Origin of the sequence: Pseudoalteromonas sp. K222D (assembly GCF_017653575.1) — a bacterium.
GTDB lineage: Bacteria > Pseudomonadota > Gammaproteobacteria > Enterobacterales > Alteromonadaceae > Pseudoalteromonas > Pseudoalteromonas nigrifaciens.
On sequence record NZ_JAGGDL010000003.1, the window covers coordinates 79,335 to 96,663 of the forward strand.

At 40.4% G+C, this 17,329-nt stretch carries 13 protein-coding genes, 1 pseudogene and 1 riboswitch; of the genes and pseudogenes, 8 read left to right on the plus strand and 6 right to left on the minus strand.

Annotated features, from left to right (window positions below; all coding sequences use genetic code 11):
* Positions 1-153 precede the first annotated feature (153 nt).
* Positions 154-897 (plus strand): 4'-phosphopantetheinyl transferase superfamily protein, encoded by a 744-nt coding sequence (locus J5X91_RS03060; RefSeq protein ID WP_208834047.1) that lies wholly within the window; start codon positions 154-156, stop codon positions 895-897.
* On the opposite strand, the gene lysC is transcribed toward J5X91_RS03060, so the two are convergent.
* Together lysC and nhaD are read right to left on the minus strand one after the other, a co-directional pair.
* Positions 874-2,265 (minus strand): lysine-sensitive aspartokinase 3, encoded by a 1,392-nt coding sequence (gene lysC / locus J5X91_RS03065; RefSeq protein ID WP_181949559.1) that lies wholly within the window; start codon positions 2,263-2,265, stop codon positions 874-876. The two genes, J5X91_RS03060 and lysC, sit on opposite strands and share 24 nt — an antisense overlap.
* Positions 2,266-2,340: 75 nt before the next feature.
* A riboswitch (Lysine riboswitch) is annotated at positions 2,341-2,513 on the minus strand.
* A 132-nt stretch (positions 2,514-2,645) separates the two neighbouring features.
* Entirely contained in the window at positions 2,646-3,893 is a 1,248-nt protein-coding gene (gene nhaD, locus J5X91_RS03070) for a sodium:proton antiporter NhaD (RefSeq protein WP_182677040.1), read from the minus strand.
* Positions 3,894-4,124: 231 nt separating this feature from the next.
* Between nhaD and J5X91_RS03075 the strand changes: the two genes are divergently transcribed.
* The 4 genes from J5X91_RS03075 to J5X91_RS03090 all read left to right on the plus strand — a co-directional run bounded on the left by J5X91_RS03075 (position 4,125) and on the right by J5X91_RS03090 (position 9,376).
* Positions 4,125-5,396 carry a hypothetical protein gene (locus tag J5X91_RS03075; protein ID WP_208834069.1) on the plus strand — a complete coding sequence of 424 codons (1,272 nt, stop codon included), beginning with the start codon at positions 4,125-4,127 and terminating at the stop codon, positions 5,394-5,396.
* Between the two features lie 5 nt (positions 5,397-5,401).
* Complete coding sequence (locus J5X91_RS03080; RefSeq protein WP_058373159.1) at positions 5,402-5,950, plus strand: hypothetical protein; 549 nt, start codon at positions 5,402-5,404, stop codon at positions 5,948-5,950.
* Positions 5,947-8,721, plus strand: coding sequence for an ATPase (locus J5X91_RS03085; RefSeq protein WP_011327928.1), 2,775 nt, complete (start codon positions 5,947-5,949; stop codon positions 8,719-8,721). The genes J5X91_RS03080 and J5X91_RS03085 overlap by 4 nt, the downstream gene beginning before the upstream one ends.
* Before the next feature lie 109 nt (positions 8,722-8,830).
* On the plus strand, positions 8,831-9,376 hold the full coding sequence (locus J5X91_RS03090) for a DUF4136 domain-containing protein (RefSeq protein ID WP_011327927.1): 546 nt from the start codon (positions 8,831-8,833) through the stop codon (positions 9,374-9,376).
* Between the two features lie 147 nt (positions 9,377-9,523).
* Here the strand turns inward: J5X91_RS03090 and J5X91_RS03095 are convergent, their stop codons facing one another.
* Entirely contained in the window at positions 9,524-10,033 is a 510-nt protein-coding gene (locus tag J5X91_RS03095; protein ID WP_089368112.1) for a peptide-methionine (S)-S-oxide reductase, read from the minus strand.
* Positions 10,034-10,196: 163 nt separating this feature from the next.
* Here J5X91_RS03095 and J5X91_RS03100 point away from each other — a divergent pair, with 163 nt between their 5' ends.
* Complete coding sequence (locus J5X91_RS03100) at positions 10,197-12,065, plus strand: TonB-dependent receptor (protein WP_208834048.1); 1,869 nt, start codon at positions 10,197-10,199, stop codon at positions 12,063-12,065.
* A 403-nt stretch (positions 12,066-12,468) separates the two neighbouring features.
* Here the strand turns inward: J5X91_RS03100 and J5X91_RS03105 are convergent, their stop codons facing one another.
* Positions 12,469-12,732, minus strand: a complete 264-nt coding sequence (locus tag J5X91_RS03105) for a YkgJ family cysteine cluster protein (protein ID WP_011327924.1) — start codon at positions 12,730-12,732, stop codon at positions 12,469-12,471.
* 312 nt (positions 12,733-13,044) lie between these two features.
* Between J5X91_RS03105 and J5X91_RS03110 the strand changes: the two genes are divergently transcribed.
* On the plus strand, positions 13,045-14,715 hold the full coding sequence (locus J5X91_RS03110; protein WP_208834049.1) for an RluA family pseudouridine synthase: 1,671 nt from the start codon (positions 13,045-13,047) through the stop codon (positions 14,713-14,715).
* Positions 14,716-14,777: 62 nt separating this feature from the next.
* Here J5X91_RS03110 and J5X91_RS03115 read toward each other — a convergent pair.
* Together J5X91_RS03115 and J5X91_RS03120 are read right to left on the minus strand one after the other, a co-directional pair.
* Positions 14,778-15,400 (minus strand): annotated as a pseudogene (locus J5X91_RS03115) (LysE family translocator).
* A gap of 120 nt (positions 15,401-15,520) precedes the next feature.
* Entirely contained in the window at positions 15,521-16,456 is a 936-nt protein-coding gene (locus J5X91_RS03120; RefSeq protein WP_208834050.1) for a LysR family transcriptional regulator, read from the minus strand.
* 168 nt (positions 16,457-16,624) lie between these two features.
* On the opposite strand from J5X91_RS03120, the gene J5X91_RS03125 reads away from it, so the two are divergent.
* Positions 16,625-17,281, plus strand: a complete 657-nt coding sequence (locus J5X91_RS03125; protein ID WP_086993412.1) for a nitroreductase family protein — start codon at positions 16,625-16,627, stop codon at positions 17,279-17,281.
* The last annotated feature ends 48 nt before the right edge of the window (positions 17,282-17,329 follow it).

Below are 17,329 nucleotides of genomic sequence, written 5' to 3' on the forward strand. Positions count from 1 at the left end.
TTTTAGCTGTTGTGAATTAAACCATATTTCATCGCGCCTTAGTAATAAAAATGTACCTAGCGCGCACAACAACTAACAACCGCTCACTATATGTTCAGCTTATGCATACAAGCAGGTAATCGGTATTAAATTTTATTATTATTTTGAGCGTTTATGAGTTCACTTTACTTTAAAAACACCCTGCAAATTAATCAGCCTTTTAGTAACAATAAAAGCCCTATTTTATTGTTTGACGCTAAAACGCTCGATATAAGCCAATATAATTTTCCTGATTATTTAAGCCCTTTTGAGCTGCAAATAATAAACCGCCGTAAAAGCGTATCGGCCAAGCAAGAATATTTAGCCACGCGATTATTACTTAAGTATTTAGTTATAACCTCGCACCCTAATATGGCGGGCATTAAGCCGTGTAATATAAGTTCAGAGTTTAACCTACAAACAAGTAAATTAGCGCTACACATTAATAACAGCCACACCGTTATTAATACCTGTATATCGCATTCTAATGGTTTTGTTGGCGCTGCACTTAACCCTACAAAAGCCCAGTTTGGTTTCGATATTGAAAAAATAAGCACAAAGCGCCCATTTGAAAAGCTCGCAAAGCATTTTTATCATACCGATGAAATTGCGCTGATCACCAAGCCTGCCAATGCAGAGGATCAAGCTAAACACTTTTTTAGAATTTGGACCTTAAAAGAAGCGCTCGCTAAAGCCACCAGCCGCCCTATTGCCAAGTTGCTAAGCCCTAATGTGTTTACTGAATTAACTTGCGCGCAGCTTAATGCCAGCAGTGCTGTGGTGGGTAAGTTTGATATAAGTGTAGTGAGTGAAAAAAGCACTGACTGGCAGTGCTCTCTTATTAATTTAGCTGTATTAGGCCGCGCAATCGCTCTCTAATAGTCGGCTATGAATAGCTTGCACTACGTTGTCGGATTCGCCTTGCTCGACCAAAAAGCACAAGTTATGCTTACTTGCACCGTGGCAAATTAGCCGTATATTAAAGTCACTTAATACCTGCATTAAGTTCATTTCATGCTGGCGTAACTGTATTTCTGAGCCAATAAGCGCCACTAAAGTTAAGTTATTTTCTACCGATACATGGCAAAACTCAGCAAGTTTATCTAAACACCCCTGATCAAGCTCTGGGCGCGATGCATTAGGCGCGTTATCAAGCGTTATTGCTACGCTAATTTCAGAGGTGGTCACTAAATCTACCGAAATATTAAACTCACTTAAAATAGTAAATACTCGTGCTAAAAAGCCACTAGCTAATAGCATTTCTGGGCTTTTAAGTGTAAGTAATATTTGGTTTTTACGTTGTGTTACTGCGCGAATTCCTGGCAGTTGCGACTTTTCACGCTCAATCCAAGTACCACCACGCTCAGGTTCACGGCTCGACCCTACAAACACATTAATATGGCTGCGGCTGGCGGGTAAAATAGTTGCCGGATGCAATACTTTTGCACCAAAGGTAGCCATTTCGGCAGCTTCATCAAAACTGAGGCGTGCAATAGGCGTGGCTTTTACGCATAAACGCGGATCGGTACTAAAAATACCCACTACGTCAGTCCAAATATGTACACTTTTGGCATGAATAGCCTCGGCCAATAATGCCGCGCTGTAGTCTGATCCACCGCGCCCTAAAGTGGTCGTTTGGCCGTGCTCGTCGCTGCCAATAAAGCCCTGTGTAACAATTACTTGATCGTCTAACAGCGGAATAAGTAATGCGCTTGCTGCTTGTGCAGTAGCTGCAACATTAGGAGTTGCTTTACCAAATTGACTGTCGGTTTTAAGCACTTGGCGCACGTCAAAGCGTATTGCATTTAAACCTTTTGAGCGCAGCACTTGGGTAAATAAATAAGTTGATAATCGCTCGCCAAAACTTAATAGCTCGTCATGTAGCGCTTTTGTTTGTAACGTTTGGCTGGCTAGTTTTTCAAATGCCGCTAACGTCTGGGCAAAGCCCTGCTCTAAATCGGTATCTAAACTCAATTCAGCTAAAATAGCCTGCTGAATCGCTAGCACACCGTTAATATGCGCTTGGCGCTCATCTTCGCTAAGGCTGCTATTACACAGCTCAACTAAATGATTAGTGACTCCTGCGCTGGCGCTTAGTGCAACAATACGCACGCTTTTATCTGCTACTATTATTTTACTACTGTGATCCATAGCTGCAAAGTTAGCTACGCTGGTGCCGCCAAATTTAGCAACGGTATAATTTGATTTGTTGCCTAATACTACATGTGGCACTGATTGGGTTGTCATTTCGTCTCCTTTCACGGCATCCAAACCGTAATAAAACAAGAAGAACTTGGCAGCAAATATAAGGTAAGAAAATTCACTGCCAGAAGCTCTCCACCTATATTGGTGACAGTTTTGAGGATTCAGCCCCATAAACCGAAAAATAACGACGACGACGTGTTATTTTTCTCGGCGAGTACTTCCCTCTTTAATGCTCAACGGCGTTCGTCACCTCACATTAAATACCTAAGTATCGCACCTCTTCTGAATGTTGTATTAATGGCTATTTCAGCAATCACTAATAAAACAAAACCCCAGCAATATATTGAAAAGCTCAATACTTTACTGGGGCTTTGAAAGTTATCGTTTAGACATCTAGCTGTCAAGCACTTTAATAACTAATATTAAACAAAACCAGCCATAAAATAGGAGCCGGTATAGCCTACGGTGTAACAAATTAATAAATAAAACGACAAACGTAAGTAGTTCATAAAGGTCAGTTCTTTAACTTTACTCATGGCAATAATACCCGCCGCTGAGCCTATAATTAACATAGAGCCCCCTACGCCTGTGGCATAGGTAAACGACAGCCAATGCTGTTGTGTCATTACTATATCTGCTTTTAATAACGCGGCTGTAAGTGGTACGTTATCAACGCCTGCCGACAATATACCCATTAAATAGTTTGCGTATTCAGGTGCCATTATTGTGTACAGGTCGCTAAAGTGGCTTAACATACCAACTTCTTTTAGCGCTCCTACCAGTAATAATACACCTACAAAAAACAACAAGGTGTCGTATTCTATTTCACGAATGAAATCTATCATGTCTTTGTTTATGTCTTTTTTGCGCATTAAAAATTGCGCTACTAAAAACATCATAGACAAACCAAACAAAAAGGTAAGCAATGGCGGTACACTGTATAAAACACTCAGTGTTAAGGTAGCAATAACCGTAGATAAGAAGATAACTGCAATTGTAATATCGGTTTTTTCAATGCGTTTTTGCTTCGTTTTAGTAAAGTCGAGCTGGCCATTTAAGCCTATTGATAATAGTGCTGCTAACAGCATCACACTTACAAATGCTGGCCCAATTAACAATAACAAATTGCTAATAGTTACTTTGCCATCTAAAAATATCATTAACGTGGTTACATCGCCGGTAATTAACGACACACCACCGGAGTTAACCGCAAAGATAATCAGCGTGGCGTATCTAATTAGCTTTTTGGCTTCAAGTTTTAATGATAAAACCACCGCTAAAGATATAAGCGTAGCGGTTACGTTATCGGAAATAGAAGAGAATATAAATGCAAAAACACCAACCAAAAACATTAACTTACGTTCGCTAATTCGTTTTGGCATAATCCGGTTAACAATATTTTCGATAAACCCTTTTGAGTTTAAATAGGCAACAAAGGTCATTGCCGCCATTAAAAACAACCATAAGGAGGCAATTTCTAAAATATTATGATTAAGGAGTGATTGAATCGTATCAGGGCTTTGCCCATTAATAGGGAAGATAAAAGAGATAATCCAGCAGAGCGTACCAAAAAAAAGTGTCGTTTTAGCTTTGTTTACGTGGATTATATCCTCAATAACGATCAGCAAAAATGCAATCGCTATTAAAGTCAGGATAATAGAGGAAACCATGATAATTGAACAACCTTTGGAATAATGTAAAAATTGAACCTATGAAGAAAATAGAGCCGCACATTTCGTGTGCCTATTTTCGGTGCGGATGTTATCACTATGACCTGGTAAAAACTATTATTAAATCGTTGTAAAAACGAATACCATATAGCTATCAGCGCTATTAAAATTACGAATAACTAGCTTATTTAGCTACTTATTTAACAACATACTAGGATGTATAAACGCCTTATGATCCCAGCTAAAAAGCTATTAAATACCCTTAGCGAACATTGGGGGGTGCTAGAGCTATTATTTAAACGTTTTAAAATGGCAGACTTTAGTATTAAAGATTTGCAAAATGCCATTAAACAAAAACAACCTACATGGCATAACGAGCGTATTTATAAAGAAACTAATCGCTTGTTAAATCAAGATATTATAATTCCTTTAGCGAAATCTTCGCAGCTTGAAATAAACCGTGCCATTGCCGACTTTGCTACATTTTTACTGCAAGAAGAACATTTAGGTTTAGCACAAGAAATTAGCGTATTAGTAGAGGATTTAGCCCGCCTTGGCGATCGCTTAGCTAACGCGGGCGAAGTGGAAGACTTTGACGACTTACGCCGTTTTAGCCGTATTATGGATGATCGGGTGCGCAAAATAATGAAACTGTACGCACACAACGAAAACGCCATTTTAAATATTGTTGAGCAAGCTAAATCTAATAACGCGGTGCAATCGCTGCAAAAGCGTTATAAAGCGGTAATAGAAGCGTTTGACGAATACATAGAGCCAATGCTAGAAATGGTTGATATTCGAGGCGATTTTCATGCCTGCTTTAACCTTATAGAGCAGCAAATTAGTACACAAATAGAGCGTATTGAGCAATCGGGTAAAGCATATACCGACAAACGCATGCTAGAGCAATTACGTACCCGTATTCTCGAAATGCATTTAATCGGCCGCGAAAGCCTGCGTAAAAGTGCCGACATGCTTATGCCACTGCGTGAAGAACTACGCCGTAATAACTTAATTACCCGCCAAGCTGCAAAAGTGCTTGGGTTAGTGCGTAAAAATGGCGTAGACAACATGCTAACTGCGGTGCAACCGCATTTTGTGAGCGACGCACAGCGTTACTCGCTGGGGCAACAACGCCATATAGTTGCCTATATGGCAAGTTTGGTTGAGTTTGAGCATCAAGAATATCAATTGCCTGATCAGCAAGATGTACCGCCTTTTCAAACGCCAAATATTCCCGATTACAACGATGTTAAAAGCAGCTTTGCAAAACGCTTCAATACAAAACGTAAAAAGCCGCAACCATTGCTGCAATTTTTAGACGAAAGTTACCCCGATTTAGATGCCGAAGAAATGCTGTTTTTGTATCAAAAATTAGTGAGTGACAACGAGCTTGAAAAAAGCCAAAGCGATGAAAAAGCGCGCTTTAAAATTGCCGGTCAGTATTTTTCTCTTTATCCCTATAATTCACAGCCGCAAACACCTAGTAAGGCAGATGAGTAATCACCATGACACAAATAAACTTAAACGAGCTTACCCACTTACAAGCAATTAATAAAAAATTAGTGGCGGGTTATCATATTTGCGAACAAGACAACCTAATGTGGCAAGAGCTGGATCAAAACATAGACGCGTACAGCGCGCTATTTAGCGCCCTAGGTAATGAGCTAAAACACGACAGCCGTGGCTTTTATTACTTTAGCAGCGACGAAAGTACACCCAATATGGGCAAAATATCCCGTGCTATTGCGCTCACTATTTATATTTTAATTGAGCACTACGCCAACACCGGCAAAGACCCAATGCGCGCCTTGTTCGACGAAGTAAACGATTTAGAGTTAATGCAAACCTTAGTGCAAATTAACAAACACTTGTTTGATCAACTAGAGATATTTTCGGGTTCAGATCTGCGCAAAGACGTGTACCTGCGCATGGTACGCTTAGGTTTGGCACGCGAAGTAGAAGCAGGCTTTATGCTACAAGCCCCTATCCATCGCTATATAGATGCCTTAATGGAAGTAAACGAAGAAACCTACCTAACAGAGGACGAGCAATGAAAAATTTATACGGACTAAGTAAACTCGCCCTACTCAATACCGCAGGTTACGCAAAGTGTGTGATCCCGCTGGATAAAAGCAGCTCTATTTGCGCGCCCAACAATACGGGTAAAAGCTCAGTAATAAATGCCCTGCAATTTCCGCTTATTAACGATTTACGCCTAACCGAATGGGATGGCCACGATTTAGACGAAACCCGAAAGTTTTATTTTTCGTCAGATCAATCCTACATTTTGCTTGAAGCAAATTTGCCCCATGGCTCAGTAGTGATTGGTGTAGCGGGTTTGGGGAAAATTGCCGGTTATGCGCATCAATATTTTTGCTACCAAGGCAAGCTTGATTTAGAGCAGTACACCCAAGGTAAAACCATTATTAAATACACTAAGCTGTTCAGCCATTTAAAACAGCTTGGTTACAACCCCATAGAGTTAAAAGCGCAAGAACTAAACGCCCTACTCACCGGCGGCGCAACCCCGTTTGACGACGAGATCAACTTAAAAATGATCCCGCTTAATAACGTTCAAGATTCGACTATTTATAAAGAAATATTTCGCCGTATTCTTAACTTACATAAACTCGGTGCCGCCGATGTAAAACGCTTTATGCTACGTGTATTTGAGCGCCACATGTCTAACTCTAAGGTCGACTTTTATGAAGTGTGGCGTCGCTCGTTCGATAAAGTAAACCGTAGTAAACGTGAATTGCACGCCCTTGAATCGATGCAAGAGCCCATAGCGGCGCTTGAGTCGATGCTAGAGAACCAAACCGTTCTAAAAGGTAAATTAGCGGCTTATGCGCCAAAAATTGACCAAGCACTGATTGATTTTGACAACTACCAAGAGTCGCAACTAGAAGAGCTAGCAATAGCACTTGAAAACATAGAACACGAAAAACACGAGTTTGAACAAAAGCAAAGTTTGTACGTACAACAGTCGCGCGATATAGAGCGCAGGCAAACGCAAATAGAGCAATGGTTTTTAGATTTTAACGCACTTAAAAACGAATTTGAACTGGTTAACAAAGCCACGCTTAAAACGAGCCTTACCCAGTTAAAGCAAGACTACGAGTCGCTTTCACACTCTATTACCAGCGCACAAGGGCAAAGCCTGCATACACTTGACTACCGTATTAGCGAAACCCAAAAACAAATTAAGAGCTTAAAGCTACAACTTAAAAACTTGGAGTTTAATTTATTTACCCGCATGCGCGAAGAGCTGTCGTTAAAAGAAGTGGAAGAAATTTCGCGCATTTTAAACCCCGACATGCTCTCGTTTGCAACCACCAGCAATGGCGACATAAGCATTGATGACGAAGACGCATTTAGTGCGTTTTTATCGCACTTAAGCGAAAACGTAAAAGGCGGCGTGCTTAGCTTACCTGGCGCGAGTATTAAGCTTAAAAAGCTCTCCCCTGTACAAATGCAAAGCGGCGAAAATAAAGAGCAGCTAACCGCTCAATTAAGTGCCCTTGAGCATGCTTTAAAAGAGTTTAAGCAACAGCGAGATGTAGCTGCAAATGTGGCCGATAAGCAAAAAGAAAAAGACACCTTGTACGATGAACTAATGAGCGCCGAGGCCGCCCTTAAACGTTTAGAGCAGTTTGACACTATGCTGCAATCGGCTGAAGCACAAACCATGCTAAAAGAGCAGTTGTTAGCTGAGCGCGATCAGGTTGACGACTACCTACAAGACATTCAAAAAAATAGCGGCTCAATTAGCGACAGACGCTCAATTATTAAATCAAAACAGGCGCAAATTAATCGCCAATCAGATCGTCTGCGCCAAGTGAAAAGCGAACGAATTGATCACACGCTTGATTTATACAGCGGCAAAGTTACCCCTTACATGATAGAGGTAACAATAGACTTTGATAATTTAAGCGACCTAGTGCACCACTTTAATAAAGACTGCCAAGAGCTGCGTAACTTTGAGATAAACGTACGCAATACCTATTTGCATATTTATAATGCCGGTATTACCAAGTTTGATAACGAAAACGATGAGTTTAGTAAGTATCAAAAACTCATTAGTGCGTTTCATAACATTGATAACGAACGCGATGCCGTTGAGCGTCAAGGCCGTGTGGCCCTAACAGAAGTAGCCGCAACCATTAAAGGCCTACGCGAAGATTTAGACCGCCTGCGCCGCGAAATGAACAGCTTTAATAAAGGCATTAGCCAGCATCGTATTTCGAACCTGCAAGCATTTAAAATTAATGTAATACCGCGCAAAATGTTAGTTGATAGTATAGATACTATAATTAGTACCTCGCATCAGTTTGAGCAAGGGGACACGCTGGATTTACTCAGCCAAGAACCGTATAGCGAAAGCGCAGTAAACGAGGCGAAAGATCATTTAATTAAGCTCGCCTCCGACAAAGCTGGCCTTACCCTCACCGATTTATTTGATATTCGTTTTGAAGTAGTCAATCGCGCAGGCGATACCGAACACTTTGACAAAATAGACTCGGCGGGTTCAAACGGTACGCGCATAACTATTAAGTTATTATGTGGTATGTTGTTTATTCGCTATTTGTTAAGCTCACAAGAACAAAATTTATACCGTATACCTATATACATAGATGAAGCCGCCGACATTGATCCGCAAAATCAAAAGGCAATTATTGAAACCGCGCTTAGCTTTGGCTTCGTCCCTATATTTGCCTCAGTTAAACCGCAAACAAGCTGCGATTATATTGTGCCAATTCGCTCAGTTAAAGACGGTGCACAAAACTGGGTAGACGAAAAAGACTGGATAGAAGTTGAACATTAAGTAATTAATCAATGGTTCAGCTATAACAGCTAAACTGTTGTTAAGCGCTTAAATATCACACTGCCTAACAATGTGTGTTATTTTATAAAAAAGATTAGGAGTAAACTGTATGAAAAATATTTTTATTGTAGCCGCACTTGCGTTTTTAACTGCTTGTACGCAAACCGCAGATTGGGATTACGACAAGTCAGCAAACTTTGCTAACTATAAAACGTTTGCGTGGGTAGAAAATGCAGATTTAACAAAAGACACCAATAATTATCAAATTAATGCGTTAATGGAAAAACGTGTACGCAGCGCAATAAGCAGTGAGCTTAATCAAAAAATGGGCATGAGCTTAGCCGATCCTGCTCAAGCAGACGTGCTGGTAAACTACCATGCATCGGTAGATAAAGAGCTAGACGTAAGTTCTTTTAATATTGGCTACGGCGCTCGTTGGAGCTCGTGGGGTTTAGGGTATCAAAACGATATATCTGCTCGTGAATACGAAGTAGGTACTTTAGTTATTGATATTATTGACCGTGAATCAAACCAGTTAGTATGGCGCGGCGCTGAAGATGGTCGATTAAAGAAAAACCAATCTCCTGAGCAACGTGAACTGTCGGTTAGAAAAACAGTCGCTAAAATTTTAAATAACTTCCCGCCACAAAAGTAGCGGCAGGTTTTAAAGCACATAAAAAGCTCACAATTTGTGAGCTTTTTTGTGGCTGAATGTTTTTTATTAAAGTTTTACTATAGCCACAGAGCTTACTGATGAGAGAAACAGTTGCTCTTAGCATAATTGATATAGCAGACTTTAACTTTATTTCGATTTATATTTATGTAATAACTCAGGTGGGATATGACAATAGTCATCGGGAAAATTAGTTAACCGGTCTTGGTGCTCTGCATCGCTGGGAACATAATTGGTTAGCAACTGAACTTGTACCACTATTTTATCTGCATCAGCGCGTTGATTTATATAGTCGTTTGCAATTGTTAAGTGACATTGCTGTTTACTATAAATAGCACTACGGTATTTTAAACCAACATCGTTACCCTGCTTATTAACACTGTAAGGGTCAATAATCTCAAAAAAGTATTCAATCAGTTTATAGAGTGTCACGGCTGTTATATCAAAGGTTACTTTCACGCACTCGGCATAACCGTCGTATTCACCTTGTGTATTATTATTTGTGCCATTAGCTCGCCCAGCCTCAGTGGTAACAACGCCGGGTAAGTACTTAATAAACTCTTGTACACCCCAAAGGCAGCCTCCGGCAAAGTAAATACTTTCTAGATGCGAATTTTCGTTTGTTTGTACTGTGCTCATAAAATCAATTACCCTACTTTACGAATGATTATCAAATGCAATTTTTTAAGATTAATATACAATACCAAGCCAAATTACAATTATTTGACTACTTTATCACGCCTTAACAGGGTGTTTCGGATTTAATTGTTAGCACAATTACATATACAAAAATGAGAAAAACATGAATCGTGCCCCGCGCCTTATATTACCCGTATTATTACCTACATTGCTATGCAGTGTTACTGACTTTGCCTACGCTGAAGTGCAAACTAAAAATGCCACTGCAATAGAGCAAATAACGGTTGAAGCCTCCCCTACTGCAAATAAAGAACCCGTGGGCACTTTCGACTCACCGGTTTCTAATTTAGAGTATGATCCGCGTGTTGATGTGCAATCGCGTAATATGGCCGAAGCACAAGCAGATGTAACCATTCGTGGTGGTATTTTCGAAAATACTGGTTTTAGGGTTGGCAGCGCCACTTTGTTCGATCCGCAGTCGGGACATTATTTTGCCGAAATTCCTATAGCGCCGCAAATGCTGCGCGGCCCAGCTATATTCACCGCAGCAGATAATGCACTTTATGGCGTTAACAGTTCAGTTGGTACAGTATCGTTTGCTTGGAAGCCAATTAGTACAGGTGGTAGCGTATCACTTGGGGTTGGTAGCAATGATTTTAATTTACAAAGCCTGCATGCGGGCGTGAATATACCATTAGATGGTATTACCGATTGGCAGCTGGGTGTGGAAGGCGAGTTTTCTCACTCACAAAGTGATGGCTCTATTGATTATGGCGATCATGACTTTACCCGCGCCTCAAGCCGTGTTCAATTAGTGGGGCCAGACTCACAAACCGATCTGTTTTTTGGCTCTCAAGAAAAGTTTTTTGGTTGGCCAAATTTGTATACTCCTTTTGGGGTTAACGAAACTGAAGATCTTAAAACTCAGCTATTTATGCTCAACCATAAGCAAAACTATAGCGCCGAGAGCTCGTTTGAAGTATCTACATATTATCGTAAACACGAGGATCACTATGTGTATTCTCGTGAAAACCCAATGTCGTTCGAAGCGTTTCATCAAACCGACGTTAAATCACTAGCACTTTCAGGGCGCCATGCGCACAGCACGTCTTTTGCTCTCAATTATTCTGCGCAATTTATTAATGATTCGATTGAATCGACCACGCTTGAAAATAATTTTACCTCACGTAATTATTATAAAGTAAGTGTGCTGCCAGAGTACCAAATGGCACTTGAGAGCGATCAACACCTTACTATTCGCCTTGGTGCGGCTTTTGACGATACCAATCGTGACGATTCTGAAATTTCACTTATTGGTGATATAACTTTAAATACACAAAATAGCGACGGCACTGAGCGCACTGTTTATTTATCGTATGCACAGGCAAGCCAAGTAGCAGGCTATACCGCAATTGGCGGCAGTGACACTGGCGGTTTGTTTAGAAGTAACTATAACCTTGAGCGCGAAAGTACTAAAAACCTCGAGCTGGGCTTATTATTAGAACGACAAAGTTGGCGCTTTAACTCTGCTGTTTTTTATCGCCAAGATGATAACTTAACCGATTGGACTTATAGTTTTGATGCCACTTCTGCCCGCTTTGCCAATCCGGTAGATATTAATACCTCGGGGGTTGAGTTTCTTGCAACTAAGCATTTTGATAACGCAGAAATTATTGCCAGTTATAGCTTTTTAAAAAAATCAGAGAATTATGGCGCAGCCGATATAGATGCCAGCTTTTACGCATTAAACTACCCAGACCACAGGCTAACCCTTGCGGCTATTTGGAACCCAACAGATATTTTAGAGTTTCGTATAGATAACGAATGGCGCAAACAACATGAAAATACGCTGCGCAGTGGCGATGATGATGCGTTATTTACTCATTTAACCTTAAAAATAATGCCGCCGCAGATTAAAAACTTATTTATTACATTGGCCGCAGATAACCTGTGGAATGAATCGTTTCAAGAGATCCCGGGCACTCCTGGACGGGGCGAGCAATATACGCTAAGCGCAACGTATAGTTGGTAGCGCACTACACAAGCAAGCTTATTATTTACCAGGTGGTTGTAGATGATAGGCTTGCTCACGTGAAAAGCACAGTTCAATTATTTAAAGTAAAACACTATTGTACAAAGAGCAGATAATGGGAGTAAATATATAATCCTAAATTCGAATAATAAGGACTTATTTCGGGTCTATCTCTTTCTCTAAAAGCGCAGCGTCTCTTAACCTCTTTGTAAGTAAATCACTTTACAGGCTTTGCCCGTCACGCAAGCAAGCTTCGCATCTACAAAAACAGCCACAAACCTGTACTTTAATTGTAAGCGTTGAGCTTGCTGATGCGAAAAGCGCGGCTTTCAATTTTTGCATTCAAGTATTTAAAACACTTATTTATAAATAAATGTAAATATGTGTGTATTAAAAACGAGGATTAAGTCAACTCTTCAAGCTCAGTAATAAGCGCTAAAGCCTGCGCGTTAGTTGTACCGCATACATCCAGTGTGGCGCTAAAATCGCTGCACACTTTTGGCCGACTAGCGTCGCCAAATAACTTACATAAATTACGCTCATCTAGCTGAATACAACGCTCTCCGGCCTTTTTACCGTTTGGCATTCCTGGAATGGGCGAGCTAATACTTGGCGCAATACAACATGCCCCACAGCCTAACCGACACGCCATAGGCTGTGTTTTCATAATAACCTCTGTTTAAATGCATTTGCTTATTAGTAATCTAGTTGATGCTACACACACGATATTAACGCTTAGCGTTTTGTAAAATTAAAGCCCAGCCTAGCTCACTAAAACATTGATTTTTTAACGGGCTAATATTTTAACACGAATTACGATAAATAATGGCGCTACTCATTTAATTAAAGCTTTGCAGCAACCCGTTACATCAAACAATTAAGGCACATACTAATAACACAACACACTTAGTGACATAGCAGCGACTATGTTATTATATTGGCTAATTATCTTGTTAAAAACTTCATTATTATATTGCCCATGCCAAATATTGCTACTTGCTTTACGCCATTTTCAGCGCCTGTAAATCACATGGCGCTACCAGATAAATTTACTTTTCCTTTTTACTATGAGCCTAAAGCAATTGCTGTAGCAGCAACCGAGCAGTTGCAACAACAGCTCGAAACACAGTTAGAGTACTTGGCAAACCCAGCTAATAATGAAGAGTCGGGTAAAATGTTTGGCGTACTAGTGGTGCAAAATAATCAGCAACAGCTTGGTTATTTAGCCGCTTACTCGGGGCAACTTGAGAGCGTAAGCAGTAAAATTAACTTTGTACCTGCCGTGGCCGATATGCAGCTACACGATGCTGAGTATTTAGCACAAAGCAGCATTATTAATAATATTAACGCCCAAATTGAGCAGCTAGAAAATAGTGAGCAATTTAGCACTCTTAATAACGCATTTAACCAAGCCAATGCCACTTATCAGCAGCAGTTAGAAGCGCAGCAAGCGGTAATGCAAGTTAGCCGCCGAATGCGTAAACAACAACGCACTGATGCAAGCACTCAGTTATCCCCAACTGACTTTGAGCAGCTAAAAATTCAGTTAGCTGGGCAAAGTATTGTCGAAAAAAAGCAACTGCAAGCACTAAAGCAGCAATGGCAAAGTAAACTCGACACCCTGCAGCAAGCTCTAAATAATATTACTGATGAAATTGCACACTTAAAAAAACGTCGTAAAACACTTTCTAAAAGCTTACAAAAAAAGCTGTTTGCGCAATACCAATTTTTAAATGCTAATAACGAAACTAAAGATCTAAACGCTATTTTTGCACCCTTGCCTGAGCATACGCCACCAGCAGGCGCAGGAGATTGCGCCGCGCCTAAGTTATTGCAATATGCGTATCAACATAATTTAAAACCTTTAGCTTTGGCAGAATTTTGGTGGGGCGCTGCGCCTAAATCAGCTATTAGGCATCATAAACATTACTACCCGTCTTGTTATAGTAAATGCCAACCCATTTTAGGGCATATGCTCAAAGGCTTACATGTAGAAGAAAATCCATTATTGATCAACCCTGCTATTGGTAAAGATTTAACTATTATTTACCAAGATCACGATATATTAGTGATCAATAAACCTGCTGAATTTTTGTCCGTTCCTGGGGTTAATATTGAAGACTCGGTTTATTTGCGCATTAAAACACAATTTCCACACGCTACCGGCCCGCTCATTGTGCATCGCTTAGATATGTCAACGTCAGGGTTATTAATTATTGCACTCAATAAAAGAGCGCATAAAGCCCTGCAAAAACAGTTTATAGAGCGTACCATAGAAAAACGTTACGTTGCTTTAGTTGCCGGAAATGTAGTTGAAAATAGTGGCACAATTGATTTACCTCTGCGCTTAGATTTTGATGACAAACCGCGCCAATTAGTGTGTTATCAACACGGTAAAGCATCCCTTACTACTTGGCAGGTGTTAGAGCGAAAAGATAATATTACCCGCTTGCACCTTTACCCTAAAACGGGCCGTACGCACCAGCTAAGAGTACATTGCGCGCACAAGTTAGGCTTAAATATGCCCATAGTTGGTGATGATCACTACGGTGAAAAAGCCAATAGATTACATTTACATGCCGAGTACTTATCGTTTTGCCACCCGATTAATCATCAGCAGTTAGAGTTTGAAGTAGCGCCCGACTTTTAAAAATGGTCGAGCCTAGGCCCATTGACTTCTTATTGTTTAAATTTTCTCTCAGGGTGTTTTGTTTAAACGCCTTGGGAGAATACCTGCAGCGTAATTTCTTTCACCACAGGTGCTACCGATAAAACCAGTAACGCCGACATAGTATAATTAAAGTAGCGTCTATAACGTTCAGACTTTAATACTTGCTTTAATAATGTACCAAAAAACAACCATACTCCTGCACACGGAAAAGCAACCAACAAAAACGTCAGCGCTAATGTAAAACTTTGTCCGTAATAACCTGCGCCAACGGTTGTAAACGCCGCAATAGCGCCAGTGGCTACAACCCATGCTTTACCATTTACCCACTGAAATAGTGCTCCTTTTATAAAAGTAAGCGGCTTGGTTTGACTGTTTGTTGAGTTTACACTGCCAGATTTAGCAATAAGCCATGCTAAATACAGCAAGTACAGTGTTCCTAAGCACTTAATAATTAAATGCAAATTAGGGAACAACGCAAATAATTGCCCAAAGCCTAAGCCAATCAGTAGTATCATTAAGGCAAAACCAATACAGATCCCCGTAGTAAAGGTAAGCTTTTTCGCACGCCAAAATTTACCCCTGAGGTCATAAGCATGATGTTATTTGGCCCAGGAGTGACCGAAGCTGATACAGCAAAAAATACGGTTGCAACTAAATAATCCATAAGCACACCTTATTAAAAGTCCTTTATTTAAATTTAACTGCCCGACTTAATATTTACCACCTTAAACTAAAGCCTTATATTTATACCCTACACTTAAAATTATCAAGCGTAAATAAATGGCTAGTCCAATACACTTTTATCAATAATACCTTTGGCAATTAACTGTTTTAAAATTGTGCAGCATTTTTCACGGCACACATCGCGCAGTAAACGCACCGCGGGAGTAATCGATTGTCTGCTTGGGCAAATAAGCCATAACTCACCGCTAACATGTTGATAATTTGGCATCACCGTAACCACCCTATCGGCCAGTAAATCATCTGCTATATCGAGCGCTGACTTAACCGCCAGCCCCTTACCTGCAACGCACCAGCGCCTAACTAAATCGCCATCGTTAGAGGCACGCTTACCTTGCATTTTAACTTTAAACTTACTTTGCCCGTCGGTAAATTCCCAGCTGTTATTTATAATGTCTTGTAGTTGATAAAACATGCCCTGATGACGATTCAATTCGTCTGGGTGATTGGGGCTACCATGTGCTATTAAGTATTCTTGAGTGGCGCAAAGGAGCCGTGGTACGTTACAAATTTTAAAACCATACATATTAGTATCGCTCGGAGATCCGTAACGTAGCGCTATATCCACCGAATCACGATAAAAATCAACGTTACTGTCGCTTATATGCGTTCTTAAACTGAGTTTAGGATAATTATCCATAAGCTCATCAATCCAGGGGATCACTAAATTACGCCCAAAATCTGATGACAGTGCAACGCGCAGCTCTCCCTCAATTTCATCATGTTCGCCTTTGAGGTTTTGTTTTGCTTGCTCTAGCACTGCAAGTGCTTGCTCACACTGAGGAATGTAACGCTCACCCGCTGCCGAAAGGCGTAAGTGGCGTGTTGTTCTTATAAACAGCTCACTGCCAAGGGCTAACTCTACACGTTTAATGGCAGCACTCGCGGTTGCGGTGCGCATATCGCATTTTGCTGCGGCTAAAGTAATGCTTCTAAATTCTGCAACTTTTAAAATAAGTTTAAGATCGTCTATCTGCATATTATCTATTTTTATTTGATAATGTTTCAATTATTATGCTGTTTATTTTTCACAAAGCAAAGCGTATATTAGCTGCCATTCGCACTAAGCACTTATTACTCTAACCAATCGTTAATTTTTATCTGTTAAGTATGATTGTTTTAAAGTTAAATTTACCCGGAGAAAACCATGACTCACCCTATTATTAGCGATTTAGAAAAACGCCACACGGCCAAACATTATGATGCAGCTAAACGTATTAGCGATCACGACCTTAACGTAATTTATGAAGCTATGCGTTTATCGCCTTCATCAATTAACTCACAACCGTGGAAGTTTATTGTTATTGAGTCTGATCAAGCTAAGCAACGTTTTCATGACAGCTTTGCAAATATGTTTCAGTTTAATCAAAAGCACGCAAAAACAGCATCGCATATTGTGCTTTTTGCTCACAAAACTAACTATACCCGTGATGATTACGCACACGTTATAGACACAGATATTAAAAATGGTCGCACGCAAAGCGAAAACCGTGAACAAGCTTTTGGCGCGTTTGCGTTTGTAGATATGAATACCGATGAGCAAGGCAATAATGCAACTTGGACTAAAGCGCAAACTTACATTGCACTTGGTAATACCATGCACGCAGCTGCTCGTTTAGGCATTGACTCTACCCCAATGGAAGGCGTAGATGCGCAGTTACTTGGTGAAATTTTTGCGAAAGAATTAGATGGTTACGTATGTGATGTCGCATTAGCGCTGGGCTATCACGATAGCGCTGAGGACTATAATGCTAAGTTACCTAAATCGCGTTTAGACGCTGAGCAAGTAATTCAGGTTTTATAATCGCGTTTATCGCCCGTTTTTAATAATTTAAACCCCTGTTTAATTAAA